The 25,725-nt window shown below is 36.1% G+C and carries 21 protein-coding genes and 5 tRNA genes; 25 read left to right on the forward strand and 1 reads right to left on the reverse strand.

Features of this window, described 5'->3' with window-relative positions; genetic code table 11:
- Positions 1-244: 244 nt before the first annotated feature.
- From EV197_RS07920 to EV197_RS08040, 25 genes are all read left to right on the forward strand, one after another.
- Entirely contained in the window at positions 245-1,516 is a 1,272-nt protein-coding gene (locus tag EV197_RS07920; protein ID WP_130286230.1) for a DUF2851 family protein, read from the forward strand.
- A gap of 31 nt (positions 1,517-1,547) precedes the next feature.
- Positions 1,548-1,769 carry a PspC domain-containing protein gene (locus EV197_RS17185; RefSeq protein WP_423190648.1) on the forward strand — a complete coding sequence of 74 codons (222 nt, stop codon included), beginning with the start codon at positions 1,548-1,550 and terminating at the stop codon, positions 1,767-1,769.
- A gap of 5 nt (positions 1,770-1,774) precedes the next feature.
- Entirely contained in the window at positions 1,775-2,782 is a 1,008-nt protein-coding gene (locus EV197_RS07930) for a potassium channel family protein (protein ID WP_130287089.1), read from the forward strand.
- A 148-nt stretch (positions 2,783-2,930) separates the two neighbouring features.
- Positions 2,931-4,619 (forward strand): alanine/glycine:cation symporter family protein, encoded by a 1,689-nt coding sequence (locus EV197_RS07935; protein ID WP_130286231.1) that lies wholly within the window; start codon positions 2,931-2,933, stop codon positions 4,617-4,619.
- Positions 4,620-4,634: 15 nt separating this feature from the next.
- On the forward strand, positions 4,635-5,513 hold the full coding sequence (locus EV197_RS07940) for a ComEA family DNA-binding protein (protein ID WP_130286232.1): 879 nt from the start codon (positions 4,635-4,637) through the stop codon (positions 5,511-5,513).
- Positions 5,514-5,596: 83 nt separating this feature from the next.
- The gene (locus tag EV197_RS07945; RefSeq protein WP_130286233.1) at positions 5,597-6,763 is read left to right on the forward strand and encodes an acyl-CoA dehydrogenase family protein; all 1,167 of its coding nucleotides are present in this window, start codon (positions 5,597-5,599) and stop codon (positions 6,761-6,763) included.
- 220 nt (positions 6,764-6,983) lie between these two features.
- Complete coding sequence (locus tag EV197_RS07950; protein WP_130286234.1) at positions 6,984-8,360, forward strand: alpha-amylase; 1,377 nt, start codon at positions 6,984-6,986, stop codon at positions 8,358-8,360.
- A 144-nt stretch (positions 8,361-8,504) separates the two neighbouring features.
- Positions 8,505-8,699 (forward strand): 30S ribosomal protein S21, encoded by a 195-nt coding sequence (gene rpsU, locus EV197_RS07955; RefSeq protein ID WP_130286235.1) that lies wholly within the window; start codon positions 8,505-8,507, stop codon positions 8,697-8,699.
- Positions 8,700-8,808: 109 nt separating this feature from the next.
- Positions 8,809-9,699 (forward strand): tyrosine-type recombinase/integrase, encoded by an 891-nt coding sequence (locus tag EV197_RS07960; RefSeq protein ID WP_130286236.1) that lies wholly within the window; start codon positions 8,809-8,811, stop codon positions 9,697-9,699.
- A 64-nt stretch (positions 9,700-9,763) separates the two neighbouring features.
- On the forward strand, positions 9,764-10,066 hold the full coding sequence (hpf, locus tag EV197_RS07965) for a ribosome hibernation-promoting factor, HPF/YfiA family (protein WP_130286237.1): 303 nt from the start codon (positions 9,764-9,766) through the stop codon (positions 10,064-10,066).
- A 102-nt stretch (positions 10,067-10,168) separates the two neighbouring features.
- Positions 10,169-10,242 (forward strand) — tRNA-Thr (locus EV197_RS07970).
- Positions 10,243-10,360: 118 nt separating this feature from the next.
- A tRNA-Tyr gene (locus EV197_RS07975) sits at positions 10,361-10,443 on the forward strand.
- Positions 10,444-10,474: 31 nt separating this feature from the next.
- Positions 10,475-10,547: transfer RNA gene (locus tag EV197_RS07980), tRNA-Gly, on the forward strand.
- A 226-nt stretch (positions 10,548-10,773) separates the two neighbouring features.
- Positions 10,774-10,845: transfer RNA gene (locus tag EV197_RS07985), tRNA-Thr, on the forward strand.
- Between the two features lie 59 nt (positions 10,846-10,904).
- Positions 10,905-12,092 carry an elongation factor Tu gene (tuf, locus tag EV197_RS07990; RefSeq protein WP_130286238.1) on the forward strand — a complete coding sequence of 396 codons (1,188 nt, stop codon included), beginning with the start codon at positions 10,905-10,907 and terminating at the stop codon, positions 12,090-12,092.
- Between the two features lie 60 nt (positions 12,093-12,152).
- Positions 12,153-12,225: transfer RNA gene (locus EV197_RS07995), tRNA-Trp, on the forward strand.
- Positions 12,226-12,334: 109 nt separating this feature from the next.
- Positions 12,335-12,532 (forward strand): preprotein translocase subunit SecE, encoded by a 198-nt coding sequence (gene secE / locus EV197_RS08000; RefSeq protein WP_130286239.1) that lies wholly within the window; start codon positions 12,335-12,337, stop codon positions 12,530-12,532.
- Positions 12,533-12,547: 15 nt separating this feature from the next.
- Entirely contained in the window at positions 12,548-13,102 is a 555-nt protein-coding gene (gene nusG, locus EV197_RS08005) for a transcription termination/antitermination protein NusG (RefSeq protein WP_130286240.1), read from the forward strand.
- Between the two features lie 74 nt (positions 13,103-13,176).
- Positions 13,177-13,614, forward strand: coding sequence for a 50S ribosomal protein L11 (gene rplK / locus EV197_RS08010; protein WP_130286241.1), 438 nt, complete (start codon positions 13,177-13,179; stop codon positions 13,612-13,614).
- A gap of 18 nt (positions 13,615-13,632) precedes the next feature.
- Positions 13,633-14,331 carry a 50S ribosomal protein L1 gene (rplA, locus tag EV197_RS08015; protein WP_130286242.1) on the forward strand — a complete coding sequence of 233 codons (699 nt, stop codon included), beginning with the start codon at positions 13,633-13,635 and terminating at the stop codon, positions 14,329-14,331.
- Positions 14,332-14,346: 15 nt separating this feature from the next.
- Positions 14,347-14,868 carry a 50S ribosomal protein L10 gene (gene rplJ, locus EV197_RS08020; protein WP_130286243.1) on the forward strand — a complete coding sequence of 174 codons (522 nt, stop codon included), beginning with the start codon at positions 14,347-14,349 and terminating at the stop codon, positions 14,866-14,868.
- Positions 14,869-14,934: 66 nt separating this feature from the next.
- Positions 14,935-15,312 (forward strand): 50S ribosomal protein L7/L12, encoded by a 378-nt coding sequence (gene rplL / locus EV197_RS08025; protein ID WP_130286244.1) that lies wholly within the window; start codon positions 14,935-14,937, stop codon positions 15,310-15,312.
- Positions 15,313-15,450: 138 nt separating this feature from the next.
- Complete coding sequence (gene rpoB, locus EV197_RS08030; protein WP_130286245.1) at positions 15,451-19,260, forward strand: DNA-directed RNA polymerase subunit beta; 3,810 nt, start codon at positions 15,451-15,453, stop codon at positions 19,258-19,260.
- Positions 19,261-19,356: 96 nt separating this feature from the next.
- Positions 19,357-23,658 (forward strand): DNA-directed RNA polymerase subunit beta', encoded by a 4,302-nt coding sequence (gene rpoC, locus EV197_RS08035; protein WP_130286246.1) that lies wholly within the window; start codon positions 19,357-19,359, stop codon positions 23,656-23,658.
- Positions 23,659-23,720: 62 nt separating this feature from the next.
- On the forward strand, positions 23,721-24,041 hold the full coding sequence (locus EV197_RS08040; RefSeq protein ID WP_130286247.1) for a DUF3467 domain-containing protein: 321 nt from the start codon (positions 23,721-23,723) through the stop codon (positions 24,039-24,041).
- A 64-nt stretch (positions 24,042-24,105) separates the two neighbouring features.
- Here the strand turns inward: EV197_RS08040 and EV197_RS08045 are convergent, their stop codons facing one another.
- Positions 24,106-25,692 carry a peptide chain release factor 3 gene (locus EV197_RS08045; protein ID WP_130286248.1) on the reverse strand — a complete coding sequence of 529 codons (1,587 nt, stop codon included), beginning with the start codon at positions 25,690-25,692 and terminating at the stop codon, positions 24,106-24,108.
- Between the last annotated feature and the right edge of the window lie 33 nt (positions 25,693-25,725).

The following is a 25,725-nucleotide window of genomic DNA, read 5'->3' on the forward strand; positions in this document are numbered from 1 at the left end:
TGTCTTTGTGTTTTTACCTTTCCCTGTTGAGGGCAAAATAACTAAAATAAGGGCAGTTTTCTGTTTCCAGTAATACATATTTTGTTACCAATAGTACAATTTTGAAGTTTGGGTGTTAAAAATAAGGGTGTTGTTGTAATAATTTGATAATAAATCAGATAACCCTATTAATTCTATAGGGTTGTTTTAAAATGATATGTTTTTCTAAGTATTTATTTAAAAATCTTTTATCTTCACTATTGATATGAAGGAAGATTTTTTACATCATATTTGGAAATACAAAAAGTATAATGGTCTTAACCTGGCAACGGTTAATGGTGCGTCTATTGCTGTTTTGGATTCAGGAACTCATAATGAGTCTAATGGCGGACCTGATTTCTTCAATGCATTATTATGTATTGATGATCAGAAATGGGCAGGTAATGTTGAAATTCATGTCAAATCCAGTGATTGGTATCTACACAATCACCAAAACGACGATTTATATAATAATGTTATTCTACATGTGGTCTGGGAAGATGATGTAGAAGTATATAATAAAGATAACAGTCCTATTCCCACCTTGAGGATTAAAGATTTTGTGGACACTAATTTTTTTGCCAATTATCAAAAACTATCTAATTCCAAAAATAGTTTGAATTGTCAAGGTCAGCTTCAAGATATTCCAGGTATTATTCAAAATAATTGGTTGGAGCGGTTATACTTTGAAAGACTTGAAAAAAAAGCGACGGAAATTGAACAAGTATTGAAAAGCACAAAAAATGACTGGGAAGCTGTTCTTTTTCATATGCTTTGCCGGTCTTTTGGTTTAAACACAAATGGAGAAGCTTTTTATAGTCTGGCACAATCCATAGATTTTAGTGTACTTAGAAAATGTACAGATCAGCAACAAAGATTAGAAGCTCTATTATTAGGGCAAGCAGGACTCTTGGAAGATAGTTTGGATCACGAGTACGCAAATACATTACAAGAAGAATATCACTATCTAAAAACCAAGTTTAGTTTGGATAATACAAAGGTACTTCCTGTCAATTTCTTTCGCCTTAGACCTAGTAATTTTCCCACCGTCCGGTTGGTACAATTAGCAGCACTCTATGCTACTAAGCCATCTTTATTTTCTGCGGTAACTAAGGCTAAATCCTTGCTAGAATTAATGAATTTACTTGATGTTAAGCCTAATTCTTTTTGGGAAACACACTATTCGCTAACTAAAACCTCAAAGAAAAAATCCAAACGACTATCTAAATCGTTCAAGGAGCTACTCATTATAAATACTTTATTACCCATACGATTTGCTTATCAAAAATATACAAACGAAGCGGCAGAGGATAAAGCAGTGGCCCTCATCACAAGCTTAAGTGCCGAAGATAATGCAATCGTTAAACGATTCAAAAAAGAGAAAATTACAATAAAAAACGCTATGGAATCACAAGCAGTTATCCAATTATTTACGAAATACTGTAGCAATAATCGATGTTTGCAATGTGGTTTTGGTAATTATTTGCTCAAAAATTAAGCTCATTTGATAATAATAAGTAATTTGCGTTATGCTGTATAACCTAAGATTATTTTTAGAACGAAATGGATTTTATGTGTCCAGCCGGTTAGCTGACAGGTTGGGGATGCGGGCAAAAAATGTGCGGTTGTTTTTTATTTACGCCACCTTTGCTACCGCAGGATTAGGGTTTGTGGTATATTTAACCCTTGCTTTTTGGTTGCGATTAAAAGATCTTGTTTATACAAAAAGAACTTCGGTATTTGATTTATGAATGGAATGTTTAGGTGGGTAAAGTCAAAAATCTATATTGCGCTAATACTATTGGTGTTAGTCGTAGTGTTTGGGGTGTTAGGATTCCGGTTTTTTTCCAATTACAGCTGGGTAGACGCTTTATATATGACAGTTATTACCATGTCTACGGTAGGTTTTGGAGAGGTACAACCCCTTGATGATATGGCTAAGCTTTTCACTGTATTCCTAATAGGAACTAGCGTCTCTATATTTGCATATTCGGTTTCCGTAATCACAGAATATATCGTAAATAAAAATGATCCAAAAAGAGTACAATATCGTAAACTTCAAAAGATGATCGAAAAATTAGAAAATCATATTATTATAATAGGTTACGGCAGAAATGGCAAGCAAGCTGCTGTAAAACTGATGGCTTATGATAAACCTTTTATCATTATTGAGAATGATAGAGAAGTTATCGAAAAATACCAAAATGATAAGCTTATGTTTTTTGAAGGTAATGCTACAGAAGACAGTACACTTATTGATGCCGGAATTAAAAAGGCATCTTGTTTGATTTGTACATTGCCTGAGGATGCAGATAACTTGTTCATAGTGCTTTCGGCAAGACAAATAAATAGTAACCTGAAAATAATAAGTAGAGCCTCTCAAGATGCTTCTTATAAGAAAATTAGGTTGGCTGGAGCCGACAACGTGATTATGCCAGATAGGATAGGAGGGGATCATATGGCATCATTAGTGGTAGTTCCTGATCTTATTGAGTTTTTAGACAATCTATCTATTGTAGGTAAAAGATCAATCAATATCGAAGAGGTTTCTTTTGAGGATATGTTTGAAGATAATGAGAGGAGAACAATTCGTACTATTGATATGCGATCCAAAACAGGTTGTACTATAATCGGATATAAATCACCAGAAGGAGAATATATCGTCAATCCCGAAGCAGAAACCCTACTCTTACCGGGGTCAAAAATTGTTGTTTTGGGTAGACCAGAACAAATTAATAAATTGAATAAGGAATTTAATATTTAGTCTTGTATAAAATTATAACAATACATTAATAAAAGTATTGTTAAACTTCAATCTTCGATATATTTACTACTCAAAAAATTGTTAGAAATACTTTTTTTTAGCATCTTGCTGCCTTTGTAATTTTAAAATTCAAATTAACTCATACATTATGAAGAGAACTCTTCTTTCATTATTAGCATTAATTACTCCAATTTTAACATTTGCTCAAGAGGCTAAAGAGCCAACACTTTCTGAAAAAATAGATCAAGTGTTTAGTGATTATACAGGTTGGTTTGTTCAAGGGATATTTTATGAAATTCCATTTTCAGAGCAATTTCAAATTCCTTGGGTGCTCATCGTTCTTATCGGAGGAGCATTATATTTTACAATTTATTTTAAACTGATCAATTTTACGGGCTTTGTAACCGCAATTAAGGTGGTTCGTGGTCAGTATGAAGATATTGAAAAACACGGTGCTAAAGCCTTATACGGTGAAGATGGTTTAGCACACGAGATTGATGATCTCGAAGAACTTGAAAACCCTGAAATATCCACAAAAGATCGTGTCACTGTGGATGGAGATCTTCCGGATACAATAAGAGATGAAGGTGCTGACGGAGAAGTATCGCACTTCCAGGCATTGACAGCAGCATTGTCTGCAACAGTAGGATTAGGTAACATCGCTGGTGTTGCTGTGGCCCTATCTATTGGTGGGCCAGGAGCTACATTCTGGATGATCGTAGCAGGATTATTAGGTATGGCGTCTAAGTTTGCAGAATGTACCTTAGGGGTTAAATACCGTGATGTAGGTGAAGACGGTACTGTATATGGAGGACCGATGTACTATCTTAAAAAAGGACTTGGTGAAAAGAATATGGCAGGACTTGGAAAAGTACTGGCAGTATTATTTTCCATTTTTGTGATTGGAGGGTCCTTCGGTGGAGGTAATATGTTCCAAGCCAATCAAGCAGCAGCTCAATTTGTTGAACTAGCAGGATTACAAGGAGGAAACGCTGGATTCTATTTTGGTTTAGTAATGGCAGCCTTAGTTGCTGTGGTTATTATCGGAGGAATTAAAAGGATTGCTTCTGTAACCGAAAAGATTGTTCCATTTATGGCAGGTATCTATGTGCTTGCAGCTATTGTTATTTTAGCAGTAAATTATAAGTATATTGGAGATGCCTTTGGATTAATCTTTGAAGGGGCATTTTCTGGATTAGGTATAGCTGGTGGTTTAATCGGTGTTATGATTCAAGGTATACGTAGAGGAGCATTTTCTAATGAGGCCGGTGTTGGTTCTGCGGCTATTGCACACTCTGCTGTAAAAACAAAATACCCGGCAAGTGAGGGGATTGTAGCGCTATTAGAGCCTTTTGTAGATACTGTAGTAATCTGTACAATGACAGCATTAGTAATTATTATTACTAATTTTGAGGCAGGTTTCTTGGAGTATGGTACTGAAATTACAGAAGGTGTAGAATTAACCGCTACAGCATTTGATACAGTAATACCTAAATTCTCTATTGTATTAACTATTGCAGTAATTCTATTTGCATTCTCTACTATGATTTCTTGGTCATACTATGGTATGCAAGGGTGGAAATTCTTATTTGGTAAAGGGAAAATCACGGATCTTATTTACAAAATTTTATTTTTATGCTTCGTAGTAATTGGAGCTTCAATTAGTTTAGGATCTGTAATTGATTTCTCTGATGCTATGATTTTTGCAATGGTGGTGCCTAATATTATTGGGGTTATCTTATTGACGCCAAAGGTGAGATCAGAGCTTAACAAGTATTATGAAGCTATACGTCTTAAAAAAGACGCTATCGATGAAGGAGCAAGTGATTTAAGCTAGTTTCTTAGATAACATATGAAAACATTTAAATCCCATTTTGAAATCCATCCACGTTTTCAAAATGGGATTTTTGTTTTGGCTATTTTATTAATAGTATTTCTCAGTGCATTGGGGTATTTTTCGGTGTCTTCTTCAACCGAAAAACCACTGGAACTTCAGGAACTTGTGGTGTATCAGACAAAAATTGATTCTCTTAAAAAAGCAGCGCATCAAGAAAAGTTAGCCTATGCTATGAAACCTTTCAATCCTAATTTTATAACAGATTATAAAGGGTATGTTTTAGGGCTTTCTGTAGCACAAATTGATAAACTTCAGGAATATAGGGCACAGAATAAGTGGATCAATTCCAAAGAAGATTTTGCAAGAGTTACGGGAGTAACAGGTGCGCAACTCGATAGTATTGCGCAATACTTCAAATTTCCGGAATGGGTTAGTCAAAAATCTACGAGTTTATCTAACCGATCAAAAAATGTAGCGCCTATAGCCGTAGGTACTAAAAAAGATCTTAATACTGTAACGAGGGATGAGCTAATAACACAAATGAATGTACCAGATTTTATTGCGGATAGAATCATTAGTTATCGCAATAAAATTGGTGGCTTTTTGAGTGATGCGCAGTTGCTTGATATTAAAGGGCTATATGACGGTACGAGGAGAGGAATTTTAAAGTACTATACCGTGAAAATGAACACCCCATTTTCTAAAATAGCGATAAATACAGCAACGGTTAAGGACTTAATGAAAGTTCCATATTTTAATTTTGAATTAGCTTTGGATATCCATGATCATATTGTAGAACAAGGTGGGATATCTAATTTTGAAGAATTAAGAAAAATACAAGGTTTTCCTGTAGAAAAAATTGATAGAATAGCTTTATATTTGACAATAAAATAAAAATCGGAAAAAATTGCTGTGAATTTTGATGAATCTTTAATTTGAGATTGGTCGCTCACAGTTTCTTATAATTAATAATTAAAATGCAACATATGTATTTTACTGAAGAGCACGATCTGTTTAGAGAAAGTCTACGCGACTTTTTACAAAAAGAAGTAGTACCTCACGTCGATAAATGGGAGGAGTCAGGGACTATCGATAGATTTATTTGGAAGAAATTTGGAGAAATGGGATATTTCGGTATTCCTTACCCAGAGGAATATGGTGGTATGGATCTTGATTTGTTTTATACCATTATCTTCTTAGAAGAATTACAACGCATCAATTCTGGTGGTTTTGCGGCTGCAATGTGGGCACATGTCTATTTGGCGATGACACACATTAATGCAGAAGGTGATGATCGAATTAAATCGGAATATTTAGCTCCTAGCATTAGCGGAGATAAAATCGGTTGTCTATGTATCACAGAACCTTTTGGTGGCTCTGATGTTGCAGGTATGCGAACTACTGCAGTAAAGGATAATGATCATTATGTTATAAATGGTTCCAAAACGTTTATTACTAATGGAGTGTATAGCGACTATTTAGTGGTTGCCGCTAAGACAAATCCTGAACAGGGCAACAAAGGAATAAGTATTTTTGTTATCGATAGAGATACACCTGGTGTGTCAGCTACCAAACTTAATAAATTAGGGTGGAGAGCCTCGGATACAGGCGAAATTGCTTTTGATAATGTCAAAATTCCTGTTGCCAATCTAATGGGTGAAGAGAATAAAGGATTCTCTTATATCATGCAGCATTTCGCTTTAGAGCGATTAATTATGGGGGTCAATGCACACGCCCGGGCAGAATATGCTTTAGAATATGCATTACAATATATGTCTGAGCGCGAAGCTTTTGGTAAAAAAATAAATGAGTTCCAGGCGTTAAGGCATACTGTAGCCGAAATCGCAAGTGAAATAGAAATGTGCAAAGAATTTAATTATTCCATAACGAAACGACTGGATCAGGGGCTGTATGTAGTAAAAGAAGCTTCAATGTCTAAATTGTTATCAACTAAAATGGCGGACGAAGCGATTTATAAATGTCTACAGTTGTTGGGTGGTTATGGGTACATGGAAGATTACCCATTGGCGCGTATGTTTAGAGATAGCAGATTAGGCCCAATTGGCGGTGGTACTTCTGAAATTCTCAAAGAAATCATAGCCAAGATGATTATAGACAAAAAAGAATACAAACCAGCGACTTAAGTTGTATTAGATTATCAGTTTTAACCTACATTTCTTCTGACTAATTCAATAAAAAAGTAGTTGGATTATAAGAATCATAAATTCTATTATAATATACAAGTAATAAATAATAATTTTTAAAAGGTTTATTAACACGAAAACGTTTGAGTTTAAATTCAAACGTTTTCGTTGTTTTAAGAAGTATTAGTTTCATAATAATAACACACAAACACTAACAATTATGAAACATTTTAGGTTAACTTACTTACTCTTGTTTTCCATTTTCTTTTTTGTAGCATGTCAAAAGGATGAACTTACAGAGCTTGAAACAGAATCACTACAAGAAACATCGGATTTTTCTTCAAAAGCTCTTAAGCCCATTGGCTCGGGTGTAATGATGCAAGCGTTTTATTGGGATGTTCCTGCCGGTGGTACCTGGTGGAATACTATTAAAGCAAAGACTAGCAGTTGGAGCGCTGCAGGGATTGATGCCATTTGGCTTCCACCGGTAAGCAAAGCACAAAATGGGAAATTCTCTATGGGGTATGATCCTTTTGATTATTTCGATTTTGGTAATTACGATCAAATGGGAAGTGTAGAAACCCGATTTGGATCCAAATCTGAGCTCCAATCGCTTATAACCTCTGCACATAATCAAGGGCTTAGTGTAATCGCAGATATCGTTCTTAATCACAATAGTGGTGGAGATTTGGAGTACAATATATTTTCTAATCAAAATACGTATACCGATTATAACCCTAAGTCTAACTTATTTAACAGAACTCAATATGATTTTCACCCTAATGATTACCATAATAATGATTGGGGTGTATTTGGCGGTTTTGCAGATCTATGTCATCATAAACCTTATGTACAAGATTGGCTTTGGAAAAAATCAAATTCAGTGGCTAAATATTATAAAAATACGATGAAGTTTGATGGTTGGCGATTTGATTATGTAAAAGGCTTTGAGCCTTGGGTAGCAAGAGAATTCAGAAATGCAGTAGGTGGATTTGCTGTTGGAGAGTATTGGGATGGTAACGTCAATACCTTAAATTGGTGGGTTAACGAAGCGCAAATGTCGGCTTTTGACTTTGCCTGTTATTATCGCATGAGAGATGCCTTTATGGGTAATAATCTTAACGCATTAAGTGGGGATATGCTATGGAAACGAAACCCTACCAGAGCCGTAACTTTTGTGGCTAACCATGATACCGATGAAATTTATAATAATAAGTTATTGGCCTATGCCTATATTTTAACTCACGAAGGGTATCCAGCACTTTTTTATAGTGATTATGAAGCGTGGTTAGATAAAAATAAGTTGAATAATCTCATTTGGATTCATAATAATTTAGCGGGTGGATCAACGACTAATTTATGGACAGATAATGATGAGTATATTGCCAAAAGAAATGGAGGAGGGGGTAAAAATGGTCTTATTGTGTATATCAATAATTCCAATTCGTGGCAAGAACGATGGGTGGAAACGAATTGGTCTAGCAGAAGAATTAAGGATTATACTGGTAATTCAGGTTGGGAACCGGTCACTCAAAGTGGTCGATGGGTTAAGATACAAGCCCCGCCCAAGGGATATACTGTGTGGTCTTTGAAGTAAATTAATTCCAATATGTAATTCCTTGTGCTACAGTAAGTTTTTATTGCAAATCACTTTAAAAGGATAAAAATCTTTAAAAAAGTTTGTAGATTATAGTTTTAATGTATCTTTGCAACCTAATTTTTAAAGAAAGGAGGTGCACAAATGTTAATAATACCAGTAAAGGACGGAGAGAATATAGATAGAGCGTTAAAACGTTTTAAGCGTAAATTTGATAGAACCGGAACGATGCGTCAGCTTCGTAAACGTCAACAATTTACTAAACCTTCTGTAGAGCGAAGAGCTCAAATTCAAAAAGCGCAGTATATACAGCACTTAAGAGATCAGGAAGAAATATAATTATTTTATAATTATTAAACTATAAACGTAGCTCTATTCCAAGATCTTCGTTTCATACTACAACCGTTAGAAAGTAAAAGTTTATTTTTGCCTTCTAACGGTTTTTTTTATGGCTATCCAAAAGTTTATCGATCACCTTACTTACGAAAAGCAGTATTCACCAAATACCATAACAGCATATCATAAGGATTTAACTGACTTTGCTGAATTTTATCAAGAGCAATATCAAACGGATCAAATCAATAAAGCTACCTATACCCAAATTAGACCGTGGATAATTAATTTGATTGATAAAGGGATTGTCAATAGGTCGGTAAACAGAAAAATATCAACATTAAAATCATATTATAATTTTTTACGCAAAATAGGGGAGATAAAAAGTTCGCCCCTGGATAAGCATATCCCTCTAAAAGCTCCTAAAAAATTACAAGTGCCATTTTCTACAAAAGAAATTGAACAAGTGGTTGATATGCTACAAGCCCAAGATGATTTTGAAGGGGTGCGCGATAAATTAATCATTGAATTATTTTATGCTACAGGAATTCGTAGATCAGAGCTAATCCATATCAAGCACCAAGATGTATCGCTGTCCAATAAAACCATTAAAGTTCTTGGTAAACGAAAGAAAGAACGGTACATCCCCTTATTGCCTACAATAATCGAGACAATTAAGCAGTATTCAGTCTTAAGGAATCAAGAGTTTCCGGAGCTTGGGAGTCCGTATTTATTTTTGACAAAAAAGGGCGTTAAAATGTACGAAACACTTGTTTATCGAATTGTAAATAATTATTTTAGTAAGGCTTCTTCTAAGGTAAAAAAGAGCCCGCATATTTTGAGACATTCATTTGCGACTCATTTATTAAACGAAGGAGCGGATTTAAATGCTGTAAAAGAATTACTTGGACATTCTAGTTTAGCAGCCACCCAGGTATATACTCATCAGAGTGTATCGCAGCTCGCTAAAATCCATAAGCAATCCCACCCGCGGAATAAAAAGTAATGATGTCAGTCCTGGATTGATTTTGCAGTTAAAATGATGTTCAACCTTTTAAATTAAACAGAGTATGAAAATGAACTTGCAATCCGTTAACTTTTCAGTAGATCAAAAGTTAGTAAACTTCACACAAAATAAACTCGATAAGCTAGAAAATCACTTTAATAGAATTATTCACGCAGATGTTTTTCTCAAAGTGCAAAAAACGAGCAGTAAAGAAAATAAAATAACAGAGATTTTATTAAGTGTGCCTGGGGATGAATTTATCATTAAAAAAATCAATAAAACCTTTGAAGAGGGTGTGGATGAGTGTGTTAGTTCATTAGAGCGACAGCTTAAGAAACGGAAGGAAAAATTAAAAGCAAGAGCATAACTAAATTTTTTACAAAAAAGTTTTGAGTAAAAAATAAATTCTCTACATTTGCAGTCCGTTAGAAATAGCGGACTTTTTTATGTTCTTAAAACATACTGAAAAGCCGATATAGCTCAGCTGGCTAGAGCAGCTGATTTGTAATCAGCAGGTCGTGGGTTCGAGTCCCTCTATCGGCTCATTTTCAAGGGGTTAGAAAATAATTATAAACCTTTTGGAATTAAATTTTGAAATGTAAAATTTTTACTTAATTTTGCGCCTCGAAATTTAAAAGTTCTTAAGTTAAAATATTGAATTGGGGAGATACTCAAGCGGCCAACGAGGACAGACTGTAAATCTGTTGGTTTTTACCTTCGCAGGTTCGAATCCTGCTCTCCCCACAACAGATTGAATTTAATGTAAATTCAATATGCGGGAGTAGCTCAGTTGGTAGAGCGTCAGCCTTCCAAGCTGAATGTCGCCGGTTCGAACCCGGTCTCCCGCTCTAAAGATTTTCTTTAGTGATTCTTGTTCTTTGAGCTCGTAATTTATTAAAGAATTTCAGGTGCAATCCCTGAAATAAGTTGGCAATTATTTGTAACTTATATGGTGCACATTAAATAGAGCTAATCTTACTTGTTTAAAGATTGAGTTTTGCTTGTAAAATGATAAGTCAGATTTCTTTCTAAAATGACCGAAAGTTTCTGAGTTATCATTGTACTCATTAAAAAGCCGGTGTAGCTCAGGGGTAGAGCGTTTCCTTGGTAAGGAAGAGGTCACGAGTTCAAATCTCGTCATTGGCTCTAAGTTCATTAGGATTAAGTTGAACACTAATATATAACTAAGATTAAATAAATTCATTATGGCAAAGGAAACTTTTGATCGTTCCAAACCGCACTTAAATATAGGTACTATTGGACACGTTGATCACGGTAAAACTACTTTAACAGCTGCAATCACTAAAGTATTAGCTGAGGCTGGTCTTTCTGAAGTAAGATCTTTTGATCAGATCGATAACGCTCCAGAAGAAAAAGAAAGAGGTATTACAATTAATACGTCTCACGTTGAGTACCAAACTGCTAACCGTCACTACGCACACGTAGATTGTCCAGGTCACGCGGATTACGTAAAGAACATGGTAACTGGTGCTGCGCAAATGGACGGAGCGATCTTAGTAGTTGCTGCTACTGATGGTCCAATGCCACAAACTCGTGAGCACATCCTATTAGGACGTCAGGTAGGTATTCCTAGAATCGTTGTATTCCTTAATAAAGTGGATATGGTTGATGATGAGGAATTATTAGAGCTTGTTGAAATGGAAGTTAGAGATTTACTTTCTTTCTATGAGTATGATGGAGATAATGGTCCTGTAATTGCTGGATCTGCTTTAGGAGCGCTTAATGGTGAGCAAAAATGGGTTGATACAGTAATGTCATTAATGGAAGCTGTAGATAACTGGATTGAACTTCCTAAGCGTGATGTTGATAAGGATTTCTTAATGCCAATCGAAGATGTATTCTCAATTACTGGTCGTGGTACTGTTGCAACTGGTCGTATTGAAACTGGTGTAGCTAACACAGGTGACCCTGTTGAAATCATTGGTATGGGAGCTGAAAAATTAACTTCTACTATTACTGGGGTTGAAATGTTCCGTAAAATATTAGATAGAGGAGAAGCAGGAGATAACGTAGGTATCCTATTAAGAGGTATTGAAAAGACTCAAATCTCTAGAGGTATGGTTATCACTAAGCCTGGTTCTGTAACTCCACACCAAAAATTCAAAGCTGAGGTTTATATCCTTAAGAAAGAAGAAGGTGGACGTCACACTCCATTCCATAACAACTACCGTCCACAGTTCTACGTACGTACAACTGATGTTACAGGAAATATTTCTCTTCCTGATGGAGTTGAGATGGTAATGCCTGGAGATAACTTAACAATTACTGTTGAGCTTATTCAGCCAATCGCAATGAATGTTGGTCTACGTTTCGCTATCCGTGAAGGTGGTAGAACTGTAGGTGCTGGTCAGGTGACTGAGATTCTAGACTAATACAATTTAGATAGATACATATAAGTTAAGGTATTCGTTTATCGAATACCTTGACTATATACGGGTTTAGCTCAGTTGGTAGAGCACTGGTCTCCAAAACCAGGTGTCGGGAGTTCGAGCCTCTCAACCCGTGCAAAGTAAAAGATGATCACAATTTTGATGGAGATCTTTGCTTTAAAGAATTAAGTTTCTGATACAAATATTAGTCATCTTAAGGATGACTTTAGAAAAAATATAAACAAATGGCTGGATTTATCAATTACATTACAGAATCATACAGTGAATTAAAAAACCACGTTACCTGGACGCCTTGGGCAGAAGCGCAACGTCTTACTGTGGTTGTAATCGTTTTTTCAGTTATTTTTTCTTTAGCAATCTGGGGTATTGATACTGCTTTTAGTAATTTAATTGAGTATTATTTCAAGTTGGTTAAATCATAAGAATAGGAGAATACAATGGCGGAGGTTGATAATACGAAAAAATGGTACGTTGTTAGGGCGGTAAGCGGACAAGAAAATAAAGTAAAAGATTACATCGAAAGAGAAATCGCTCACTTGGAACTTGAGGATTATGTTTCGCAAATCCTTGTTCCAACAGAGAAAGTTATACAGATTAGAAACGGAAAAAAAATAAATAAAGAACGTGTTTATTTTCCGGGTTATGTTATGATAGAGGCTAATCTATCTGGGGAAATTCCACATATTATAAAATCCATTAATGGAGTGATAGGTTTTTTAGGTGAAGTAAAAGGTGGAGATCCTGTACCGCTTAGAAAATCTGAAATTAATAGGATGTTAGGTAAGGTTGATGAATTAGCTGTTAAAACAGATAATGTTGCGATTCCTTACACTGTGGGAGAAACCATTAAAGTAATCGATGGTCCATTTAATGGATTTAATGGTACTGTTGAAAAAGTAAATGAAGAAAAGCGTAAGCTAGAAGTAATGGTGAAGATTTTTGGTAGAAAAACACCATTAGAACTAAGTTATATGCAAGTAGAAAAAATATAATTGTTACAAACTATATATTCTAGGATTGTTCTTTGCTTCCAATAATAGAGCAATGCTAACTAAAAATTAGAAAAATGGCAAAAGAGTTAAGTAAAGTTGTAAAACTTCAAGTTCGTGGAGGTGCTGCTAACCCGTCACCACCTGTTGGACCTGCTCTAGGTGCTGCTGGGGTTAATATCATGGAATTCTGTAAGCAATTCAATGGTAGAACCCAAGATAAAGCTGGTAAAGTATTGCCAGTAGTGATTAATGTTTATAGTGACAAATCTTTTGATTTTGTTATTAAAACACCACCAGCAGCTGTTCAAATACTGGAAGCAGCGAAGCAGAAGAAGGGTTCTGGAGAGCCTAATCGTAAAAAAGTAGCAAGTATCACTTGGGATCAAGTAAAAGCAATTGCTGAGGATAAAATGCAGGATTTAAATGCATTTACTTTAGAGTCTGCTATGAAAATGATTGCGGGTACTGCACGTTCAATGGGTGTAAATGTAAAAGGACAAGCTCCTTTTTAATCCAAAAAGATTTACAAAATGGCAAAAGTAACAAAAAAGCAAAAAGAAGCACAAGCTAAAGTAGATAGCAGTAAGGCATATACGTTAGCTGAAGCATCTGCTTTAGTAAAAGAGATAACAAACGTAAACTTTGATGCATCAGTAGATCTAGCAGTTCGTTTAAATGTGGATCCTCGTAAAGCTAACCAAATGGTTAGAGGCGTGGTTACGCTACCACACGGTACTGGTAAGGATGTGAAAGTTTTAGCATTAGTAACTCCGGATAAGGAAGCTGAAGCTAAAGAAGCAGGAGCTGATTTCGTGGGTCTAGACGAGTATTTAGATAAGATCAAAGGAGGATGGACTGATGTTGACGTAATTATTACGATGCCTAGCGTTATGGGTAAATTAGGACCTTTAGGTAGAATATTAGGACCAAGAGGATTAATGCCTAACCCAAAAACTGGTACCGTTACTATGGATGTAGCTAAAGCAGTTTCAGACGTTAAAGCTGGTAAAATCGACTTTAAAGTAGATAAAACCGGAATCGTACACGCGTCAATAGGAAAGTCTTCATTCGATGCAAAGAAGTTAGCAGGAAATGCTAAAGAATTAATAACAACATTAGTAAAGTTAAAGCCTCAGGCAGCAAAAGGTATATATATTAAGTCAATATTTATGTCTTCTACAATGAGCCCTGGTGTACAGGTGGACACTAAAAACTTTGCTGCTGAGTAATTAAGAAAAACGATTATGACTAGAGAAGAAAAATCACAAGTAATTGAAGACTTAACTGCTCAGTTGGCGGGTAGCCCTAATATCTATTTAGCAGATATTTCAGGCCTAGACGCAGGAAGCACTTCTAACCTAAGAAGAGCTTGTTTTAAAGCTAATGTTTCTTTAAAAGTAGTTAAGAATACACTCCTGGCAAAAGCTATGGAGAATTCAGATAAGGATTTCGGAGAATTACCAAATGTACTAAAAGGTAATACTTCTATTATGCTTTCTGAAACTGGTAATGCACCAGCGAAAGTTATAAAAGAGTTCCGTAAAAAATCAGAAAAACCACTATTGAAAGGTGCTTTTATCGAAGAAGCAATCTTTGTAGGTGACGAAAATCTTGATGCTCTTGTTAGTATCAAGTCTAAAGAAGAAGTTATCGGAGATATCATCGGATTACTTCAATCACCAGCTAAGAATGTTGTTTCAGCACTTAAATCAGGTGGAGGAAAACTGGCGGGAATCCTTAAAACATTATCCGAAAAAGAAGGATAATCTTAAGCAAGTACGCACTTTTTAACAAATTATATTATTTAAAAAAAATTATTAAAACGATAGAAAATGGCAGATTTAAAAGATTTCGCAGAACAATTAGTTAACTTAACAGTAAAAGAAGTTAATGAGTTAGCTGATATATTAAAAGAAGAATACGGTATTGAGCCTGCTGCTGCTGCGGTTGCAGTTGCTGGTGGTGCTGCTGGTGGTGGTGATGCTGCTGCTGAGGAGCAGTCAGAATTTGACGTAATCCTTAAGGCAGCTGGTGGTTCTAAGTTAGCCGTAGTAAAACTAGTTAAAGAATTAACTGGTCTTGGTCTTAAAGACGCTAAAGAATTAGTAGATGGTGCACCTAAAGCTGTTAAAGAAGGAATAGCTAAGGATGAGGCTGAAGCTCTTAAAGCTCAATTAGAAGAGGCTGGAGCTGAGGTTGAGCTTAAGTAAGCTTACCATATATTAAAGCATAGGTTTAGACCGGTCACCTATAAAAAGCGTGATCAGGTCTAAACCATTTTGCGTATATAAGTGTTAGCACTTGTAGCGCAACATATTTAAAGTATTTTAATTTAATTCCGTCCATTGATGTTAGCAACGCAAACTGAAAGATTGAATTTCTCTTCTGTAAAGAACAGACCTGATTATCCAGACTTTTTGGATATTCAGATCAAGTCCTTCCAGGATTTCTTTCAATTAGAAACAAAATCTGAAGAAAGAGGAAAAGAAGGGCTCTACAATACCTTCATGGAAAACTTCCCGATTACGGATACCCGTAATCAATTTGTACTTGAATTTCTTGATTATTTTGTAGATCCACCGAGATACGATCTTCAAGAATGTATAGAAAGAGGTTTAACCTATAGTGTGCCTTTAAAAGCCAGGTTAAAGCTTTTTTGTACAGATCCTGAGCATGAGGATTTTGAAACTATTGTACAGGATGTTTACTTAGGTACAATACCATATATGACTCCTAGTGGTACATTTTGTATCAATGGAGCTGAGCGAGTTGTGGTATCTCAGCTACACCGTTCTCCAGGGGTATTCTTTGGACAATCGTTCCACGCTAATGGAACAAAACTTTATTCTGCCAGAGTAATTCCTTTCAAAGGATCTTGGATAGAATTTGCTACCGATATCAATAGCGTAATGTATGCGTATATTGATAGAAAGAAAAAATTACCGGTTACTACACTTTTCCGTGCTATAGGTTTTGAGCGCGATAAAGATATTTTAGAAATTTTTGATCTTGCTGAAGAGGTAAAGGTTTCTAAATCCGGATTAAAGAAAGTTTTAGGACGCAAGCTTGCGGCACGTGTGTTAAACACTTGGCACGAAGATTTTGTGGATGAGGATACAGGAGAAGTAGTATCTATTGAAAGAAACGAAATAGTTTTAGATCGTGATACCGTATTGGATAAAGATCACTTAGACGAGATCGTAGACTCTGGGGCTAAAACTATTTTATTACATAAAGAAGATAATCAAAAAGGTGATTATGCGATAATCCATAATACCCTTCAAAAAGATCCTACAAATTCCGAGAAGGAAGCTGTAGAACATATTTATCGTCAATTACGTAATGCTGAACCGCCAGATGAGGAAACAGCAAGAGGTATCATTGACAAATTATTCTTTTCGGATCAACGTTATAACTTAGGTGAAGTTGGTCGTTACAGAATGAATAAAAAATTAGGTCTTGATATCGCTATGGATAAGCAAGTGCTTACCAAAGAGGATATCATTACAATCATCAAATATCTTATTGAGTTAATCAATTCAAAAGCAGAGATTGATGATATCGACCACCTTTCTAATCGTCGTGTACGTACTGTAGGAGAGCAATTATCACAGCAATTTGGTGTGGGACTTGCACGTATGGCTCGTACGATCAGAGAGCGTATGAATGTTAGAGATAATGAAGTGTTTACACCGATTGACTTGATCAATGCTAAAACGCTATCGTCTGTAATTAATTCATTCTTTGGTACCAACCAGCTTTCTCAGTTTATGGATCAAACGAATCCACTAGCTGAGATTACACACAAAAGAAGACTTTCTGCACTAGGACCTGGTGGTTTATCCAGAGAAAGAGCAGGATTCGAGGTTCGAGATGTTCACTATACGCATTACGGTCGTTTATGTCCTATTGAGACACCTGAAGGACCGAATATTGGACTGATTTCTTCACTATCTGTGTTTGCTAAAGTAAACTCTATGGGATTCTTAGAAACCCCATATCGTAAAGTAGAAGATGGTAAAGTAGATCTTGGTGAGTATAGCTATTTAAGTGCTGAGGAAGAAGAAGAAAAGTTAATTGCTCAGGCTAACATTCCACTAGGTGAAGATGGAACTATAGATACTGATAAGGTTATTGCACGTATGGAAGGTGACTTCCCCGTAGTGGATCCGACAACAGTAAACTACGCGGATGTTGCACCTAACCAGATCGCATCGATTTCGGCTTCATTAATTCCTTTCTTAGAGCATGATGATGCAAACCGTGCTTTGATGGGATCTAACATGATGCGTCAGGCAGTTCCATTATTACGAGTAGATTCTCCAATTGTAGGTACTGGTTTAGAGCGTCAGGTGGCGTCAGATTCTAGAGTATTGATAAATGCAGAAGGAGCAGGAGAAGTAGAATATGTAGATGCACAAAAAATAACCATTAAGTACGACAGAACTGATGAAGATAGAATGGTTAGTTTTGATGGAGACTCTAAGACTTATGAGTTAATTAAATTCCGTAAAACAAACCAAGGAACCAGTATCAACCTTAAGCCAATTGTAAGAGTTGGGGATCGAGTTGAAAAAGGTCAGGTTCTTTGTCAGGGCTATGCCACTGAGAATGGAGAATTAGCACTGGGAAGAAATATGAAGGTTGCATTTATGCCTTGGAAGGGATATAACTTCGAGGATGCAATCGTGATTTCTGAAAAAGTGGTAAGAGATGATATTTTCACGTCTATTCATATTGATGAGTATTCATTAGAGGTAAGAGATACCAAATTAGGTAATGAAGAGCTTACCAATGACATTCCAAATGTTTCTGAAGAGGCTACCAAAGACTTGGATGAGCACGGTATGATCAGAGTTGGTGCGGAAATCAAACCAGGAGATATTCTTATTGGTAAGATTACTCCTAAAGGAGAAAGTGATCCAACGCCAGAAGAAAAATTACTTAGAGCAATCTTTGGTGATAAGGCGGGAGATGTTAAAGATGCATCTTTAAAAGCTTCTCCATCACTTCACGGTGTGGTTATTGACAAAAAATTGTTCGCTAGAGCCATTAAAGACAAGCGAAAGAGATCTCAGGATAAAGAGGATATCAATATCCTTGAACGTTCTTATGAGGCTAAATTTGCAATGTTAAAGTCTCAGTTAGTAGACAAGTTGTTTGCTATAGTTGGTGGTAAAACTTCACAAGGTGTACAAAATGATCTTGGAGAAGAGGTATTGCCAAAAGGTAAAAAGTATACTCAAAAAATGCTTAACGCAGTTGATGATTATACACACCTTACTAAAGGTACCTGGACTACAGATGACGAATTAAACAGCATGGTAGCGGATCTTATCCATAATTATAAAATTAAGGAGAATGATCTTCAGGGTAACTTAAGAAGAGAGAAATTTACGATATCAGTAGGGGATGAATTACCTTCTGGAATTATAAAATTAGCTAAAGTTTATATTGCAAAAAAACGTAAGCTTAAAGTAGGTGATAAAATGGCAGGGCGTCACGGTAACAAAGGTATCGTTGCGCGTATCGTAAGAGAAGAAGATATGCCATTCTTAGAAGATGGTACACCTGTAGATATCGTATTAAACCCACTTGGGGTACCTTCGCGTATGAACATTGGACAGATATATGAAACTGTACTAGGTTGGGCAGGTCAAAAGCTTGGTAAAAAGTTTGCGACACCTATCTTTGACGGTGCTTCATTAGATCAAATCAATGAGCTTACTGACGAAGCAGGAATTCCAAGATTTGGACATACATACCTATACGACGGTGGAACAGGAGATCGATTCGATCAGGCGGCTACCGTTGGGGTGATCTATATGCTTAAACTAGGGCATATGGTGGATGATAAGATGCACGCCCGTTCAATTGGACCATACTCGTTGATTACGCAGCAACCATTAGGTGGTAAAGCACAGTTTGGAGGACAGCGTTTTGGTGAGATGGAAGTGTGGGCGCTTGAAGCTTATGGAGCATCAAGTACGCTTCGCGAAATATTGACGGTCAAATCTGATGACGTAATCGGTAGAGCTAAAACATACGAAAGTATTGTTAAAGGTGAACCGATGCCAGAACCAGGATTACCAGAATCATTTAACGTTTTAATGCACGAATTAAAAGGTTTGGGTCTGGATATCAGATTAGAAGAATAGTTATACTACGACTATACACGGCTTAATTTGCCGTGTATAGTTTAATTAGTAACTATTCAATTTTAAAAAACAATAATTCTTTAGCAACCATATATTATGGCAAGAAATAATGATAAGAATGCAGTAAAGAGATTTAATAAGATCTCGATAGGTTTAGCTTCCCCAGAGTCTGTGCTTGCACAGTCTAACGGTGAAGTACTTAAGCCTGAAACTATCAATTATCGTACGCACAAACCAGAACGCGATGGTTTGTTTTGTGAGCGTATTTTTGGTCCTGTAAAAGACTACGAATGTGCTTGTGGTAAATATAAGAGAATTCGTTACAAAGGAATCGTTTGTGACAGATGTGGTGTAGAAGTAACAGAAAAGAAAGTTCGTAGAGATCGTGTAGGACATATCAATTTGGTAGTTCCGGTTGCACATATTTGGTACTTCCGTTCGTTACCAAACAAAATTGGATACCTTTTAGGGCTTCCGTCTAAGAAATTAGACATGATCATCTACTATGAAAGATATGTGGTAATTCAGCCTGGTATTGCCAAGAATGAGGATGGTGAGCCTGTTCAAAAAATGGACTTCTTAACAGAAGAAGAATACCTTAATATTTTAGATAGTCTTCCGCAAGAAAATTTATACTTAGACGATAACGATCCAAATAAGTTTATCGCTAAAATGGGTGCGGAGTGTTTGATCGAAATTCTTAAGCGAATCGATCTTGATGCACTTTCGTATGAGTTGAGACATAAGGCAAATAACGAAACTTCTAAACAAAGAAAAACAGAAGCTCTTAAGAGACTTCAAGTAGTTGAAGCCTTTAGAGATGCTAATAAAAATAGAGAAAACCACCCTGAGTGGATGATTCTAAAAGTGGTACCTGTAATTCCACCAGAATTACGCCCATTGGTACCTCTTGATGGTGGACGTTTTGCGACTTCTGACCTGAATGATTTATATAGAAGAGTAATTATCAGAAATAATCGTCTTAAGCGATTGATGGAGATCAAAGCTCCTGAAGTAATTTTACGTAATGAAAAGCGTATGCTTCAGGAATCAGTAGATTCTTTATTTGATAATACAAGAAAAGCATCAGCTGTAAAAACCGATTCAAATAGACCATTAAAGTCGTTATCTGACTCTTTAAAAGGTAAGCAAGGTCGTTTCCGTCAGAACTTATTAGGTAAACGTGTGGATTATTCAGCTCGTTCTGTAATTGTTGTAGGACCAGAGTTGAAATTATTCGAGTGTGGTTTACCTAAAAATATGGCTGCTGAATTGTACAAGCCTTTTGTGATTAGAAAACTAATTGAAAGAGGTATTGTTAAAACGGTTAAATCAGCCAAAAAAATTATTGATAGAAAAGAGCCAGTAGTTTGGGATATTCTTGAAAATGTATTGAAAGGACACCCAGTACTATTGAACCGTGCTCCTACGCTTCACAGATTAGGAATCCAGGCTTTTCAGCCTAAACTTATTGAAGGTAAAGCGATACAATTACACCCATTAGTATGTACTGCATTTAATGCGGATTTTGATGGGGATCAAATGGCAGTGCATTTACCTTTAGGACCTGAGGCTATATTAGAAGCTCAGATGCTTATGTTAGCATCACATAACATTCTTAATCCTGCTAACGGTTCGCCTATTACGGTACCTTCTCAGGATATGGTACTTGGTTTATATTATTTAACAAAACCAAGAAAATCAACTCCAGAAGTGCCTATTATAGGAGAAGGTCTAACGTTTTACTCTCCGGAAGAGGTTGTAATTGCTTACAACGAAAAGCGATTGAACATTAATGCGGTTATTAAGGTTAGAACAATAGACTTTAATGAAGAAGGTGAATTAGTTCCGCAGATAATTGAAACTACTACAGGTAGAGTATTATTTAACGAAAAAGTACCAGAAAAAGCTGGATATATAAACGAAGTATTGACCAAAAAGTCTTTAAGAGATATTATTGGTAAAATTTTAAAGGTAACTAGTGTACCTGAAACAGCTTCGTTCTTAGATGAAATTAAGACCTTAGGGTACACCTTTGCATTCCGTGGAGGATTATCTTTCAGTTTAGGTGATATTATTATTCCTGAAGAAAAGCATAAGATGATTGACGATGCTAACGTTCAGGTAGATAATATTGTTGCTAATTATAACATGGGTCTTATAACTAATAATGAGCGTTATAACCAGGTTATTGATATTTGGACATCAACCAATGCGGAGCTTACGGAATTATCTATGAAGCGAATCCGAGAGGATCAACAAGGTTTTAACTCGGTATATATGATGCTTGATTCCGGTGCAAGGGGATCTAAAGAGCAAATTCGTCAGCTTACCGGTATGCGTGGTTTGATGGCTAAGCCTAAAAAATCAAACTCTGCCGGAGGTGAAATTATTGAGAACCCGATTCTTTCTAACTTTAAAGAAGGACTTTCAATTCTAGAATACTTTATCTCTACACACGGAGCGCGTAAAGGTCTTGCGGATACGGCACTTAAAACTGCAGATGCTGGATACCTAACTCGTCGACTAGTAGATGTAGCTCAGGATGTTATTGTAACAGAACTAGACTGTGGTACATTAAGAGGTGTAGAAGTTACTGCGCTTAAGAAAAATGAAGAGATTATAGAGCCTTTAGGAGATCGAATTGTGGGTAGAACAGCCTTGATGGATGTTATTGACCCAATTTCTCAAGAAGTACTAGTTGAGGCGGGAGTAGAGATTGATGATGCAATCGCAACAAAAATCAATAATTCTCCTGTTGATGCAGTAGAAGTACGATCAGCCTTAGCTTGTGAAGCTAAGAAAGGTATCTGTGTGAAATGTTATGGTAGAAACCTGGCTACTGGTAAAACGGTGCAAAAGGGAGAAGCAGTTGGTGTAGTAGCCGCGCAATCCATTGGAGAACCAGGAACACAGCTTACACTACGTACATTCCACGTGGGTGGTATTGCAGGAAACATTTCTGAAGAAAATCAACTTAAAACGAAATTTGCCGGTAAAGCAGAGATCGAAGATCTTAAAACGGTAAAAAGTGAGGATGCAGAAGGTAATGTTATTGATGTAGTAATCTCACGTACCTCTGAAGTGAAAATCATTGATACTAAAAGCGGTATTGTATTAAGTACTAACTTAATCCCTTACGGTTCTCAGATTTTCATTAAAGATGGTGATAAAGTAGAAAAAGATCAAACGATTTGTCAATGGGATCCATATAACGGTGTAATTATTTCAGAATTTGCTGGTAAGGTAAAATATGAAAACATCGAACAAGGGGTTACCTACCAAGTAGAAATTGACGAACAAACAGGGTTCCAGGAAAAGGTAATTTCTGAATCTAGAGATAAAAAGAAAATTCCTACCCTACACATTATGGGATCAGGTGATGAAGTATTACGTTCGTACAACTTACCAGTAGGTGCACACTTAATGGTAGATGACAGTGAGAAGATAAAAGTAGGTAAGATTTTAGTGAAAATTCCTCGTAAGTCTGCTAAAGCAGGGGATATTACGGGAGGTCTTCCACGAGTTACCGAATTGTTTGAAGCACGTAATCCATCGAACCCAGCGGTTGTAAGTGAAATTGATGGTGTAGTTTCTTTCGGTAAGATAAAACGTGGTAATCGAGAAATTATCGTAGAGTCTAAAATTGGAGAGATCAAGAAATACTTGGTAAAACTGTCAAATCAAATTCTTGTTCAAGAAAATGATTATGTAAGAGCTGGTATGCCATTATCTGATGGATCTGTAACACCAGAAGATATCTTGAAGATCAAAGGACCATCTGCTGTTCAGCAATACTTAGTAAATGAAGTGCAGGAGGTATATCGTTTACAGGGTGTGAAGATTAATGACAAACACTTTGAAGTAGTGGTGCGTCAGATGATGAGAAAGGTAAGAATTCAGGATCCAGGTGATACGGTGTTCTTAGAGAACCAATTGGTACACTCTTCTGACTTTATCGAAGAAAATGATGAGATTTTTGGAATGAAAGTAGTTGAGGATGCTGGAGATAGCGAAAAGCTTAAACCAGGACAAATCATTTCTCCTAGAGACTTACGAGATGAAAATTCAATCTTAAGAAGAGAGGATAAAAATCTGGTAACCGCAAGAGAAGTAATTCCTGCAACAGCTACTCCAATACTTCAAGGTATAACAAGAGCCTCATTACAAACTAAATCGTTTATTTCTGCAGCTTCCTTCCAGGAAACTACAAAAGTATTAAACGAGGCGGCAGTTAATGGTAAAATTGATTACCTAGAAGGTCTTAAGGAAAATGTAATCGTTGGACATAGAATTCCTGCCGGAACTGGACTAAGAGAATACGAAAGTATTATTGTAGGTTCTAAAGAGGAATTTGAAGATCGAATGGAACAAAGACAAGAAGTGAATTATAACTAATATAATGTACTTAAAAGCCTGCCTAATTAGGCAGGCTTTTTTATTAATTAGAATTTTTAGATATGTCAGATAACCAAAATAAAAATCAGAAGCAAAACCAAATTAATATTGAATTGGATGAGGCTGTGGCAGATGGAATTTATAGTAATCTAGCTATCATCAACCATTCAGTTTCTGAATTTGTTGTGGATTTTGTGAATATTATGCCTGGTAGACCTAAGAGTAAGGTAAAGAGTCGTATTATTTTAACACCACAACACGCCAAACGTTTACTAAAAGCGCTAGGTGATAACGTACAACGTTTTGAAAGTGCCCACGGAGAAATCAAAGATTATGAACAGCCCCCAATTCCAATGAATTTTGGTCCCACTGGTGAAGCATAATTTTTCAGTAATAAAATTTTAGTTTGAAAAAAGCTTATCTAAATTAGGTAAGCTTTTTTTTGACTTAAAATTCTGAAGTATAATGAAATTTTATGGACGGGTATTTGTCTTTGGTCATTTGCAAACTAAAAGAAGAATCCGCTAAAAAGACTAATTGTCCTTGTTTGTCTTTCGCTAGGAACTTGCTTTTAACGCGTTTAAAATCTTTAAACTCTTCATTGCTAGGATCGCTTGGGTCTACCCAACAGGCTTTGTGAACATTGAGATTCTCATAAGTACACTTAGCTCCATATTCGTGCTCTAAACGATACTGAATGACCTCGTACTGTAAAGCACCAACGGTACCGATAACCTTTCTTCCATTTAGCTCTAGCGTAAATAACTGTGCAACGCCCTCGTCCATAAGCTGGTCGATACCTTTAAACAGTTGCTTGGCCTTCATAGGGTCTGCATTATTGATATATCTAAAATGCTCTGGAGAAAAGCTGGGGATACCTTTGTATTGTAGCACTTCACCTTGGGTAAGCGTATCGCCAATTTTAAAATTACCCGTATCGTGTAATCCTACAATATCTCCCGGATAGGATACATCAACTATTTCTTTCTTTTCCGCAAAAAAAGCATTGGGAGAAGAGAATTTTAGTTTTTTATCGTGTCGGGTGTGTAAATAAGGAACATTTCTTTCAAACTTACCAGAAACGATTTTTACAAAAGCTAAGCGATCTCTATGTTTAGGATCCATATTAGCGTGTATTTTAAATACAAAACCAGTAAATTCCTTTTCTTCTGGTTTTACAACTCGAACATCACTTTCCTTTGGTCTTGGAGAAGGAGCAATAGTAATGAAACAGTCCAATAATTCCCGTACTCCAAAATTATTCAATGCAGATCCAAAAAATACGGGTTGTAATTTACCTTCTTGATAAGCCGTTTTATCAAAAGAAGGATAAATTCCCTCTACAAGTTCCAACTCTTCTCTTAGGGTTTCTGCAGAAGATGCGCCGATGGTTTGATCTAGCAAACCTGAAGAAAGATCTGATATTTCAATTGTTTCTTCAATATTTTTTCTACTATCTCCACTAAAAAGATTAACGTTTTTTTCCCAAATATTATAAATTCCCTTAAAATCATAGCCCATCCCAATTGGAAAACTTAAAGGAACAACTTTGAGATCAAGTTTTTGCTCTATTTCATCTAGTAACTCAAATGCATCCTTACCTTCTCTGTCTAATTTATTGATAAAAACGATCATTGGAATGTTTCGCATTCTACATACGGATACTAATTTTTCGGTTTGTTCTTCCACACCTTTTGCTACATCAATCACCACAATGACACTATCAACTGCGGTTAATGTCCTAAAAGTGTCTTCAGCAAAATCTTTGTGGCCAGGTGTATCTAGTATATTAATTTTAGTTCCTTGATATTCAAAGGCAAGAACAGATGTCGCCACAGAAATTCCTCTCTGACGCTCTATTTCCATAAAGTCACTGGTAGCTCCTTTTTTTATTTTATTGGATTTAACAGCCCCTGCTTCTTGAATAGCTCCTCCAAATAACAATAGCTTTTCAGTTAGTGTTGTTTTTCCGGCATCCGGGTGAGAGATAATGCCAAAGGTTCGCCTTCTCTTTATTTCGTCGGTAAATTTCATGCTTTTGAATATCAGGGTGCAAATATACCATTA

It is taken from the genome of Aquimarina brevivitae (genome assembly GCF_004216895.1).
Lineage (GTDB): Bacteria > Bacteroidota > Bacteroidia > Flavobacteriales > Flavobacteriaceae > Aquimarina > Aquimarina brevivitae.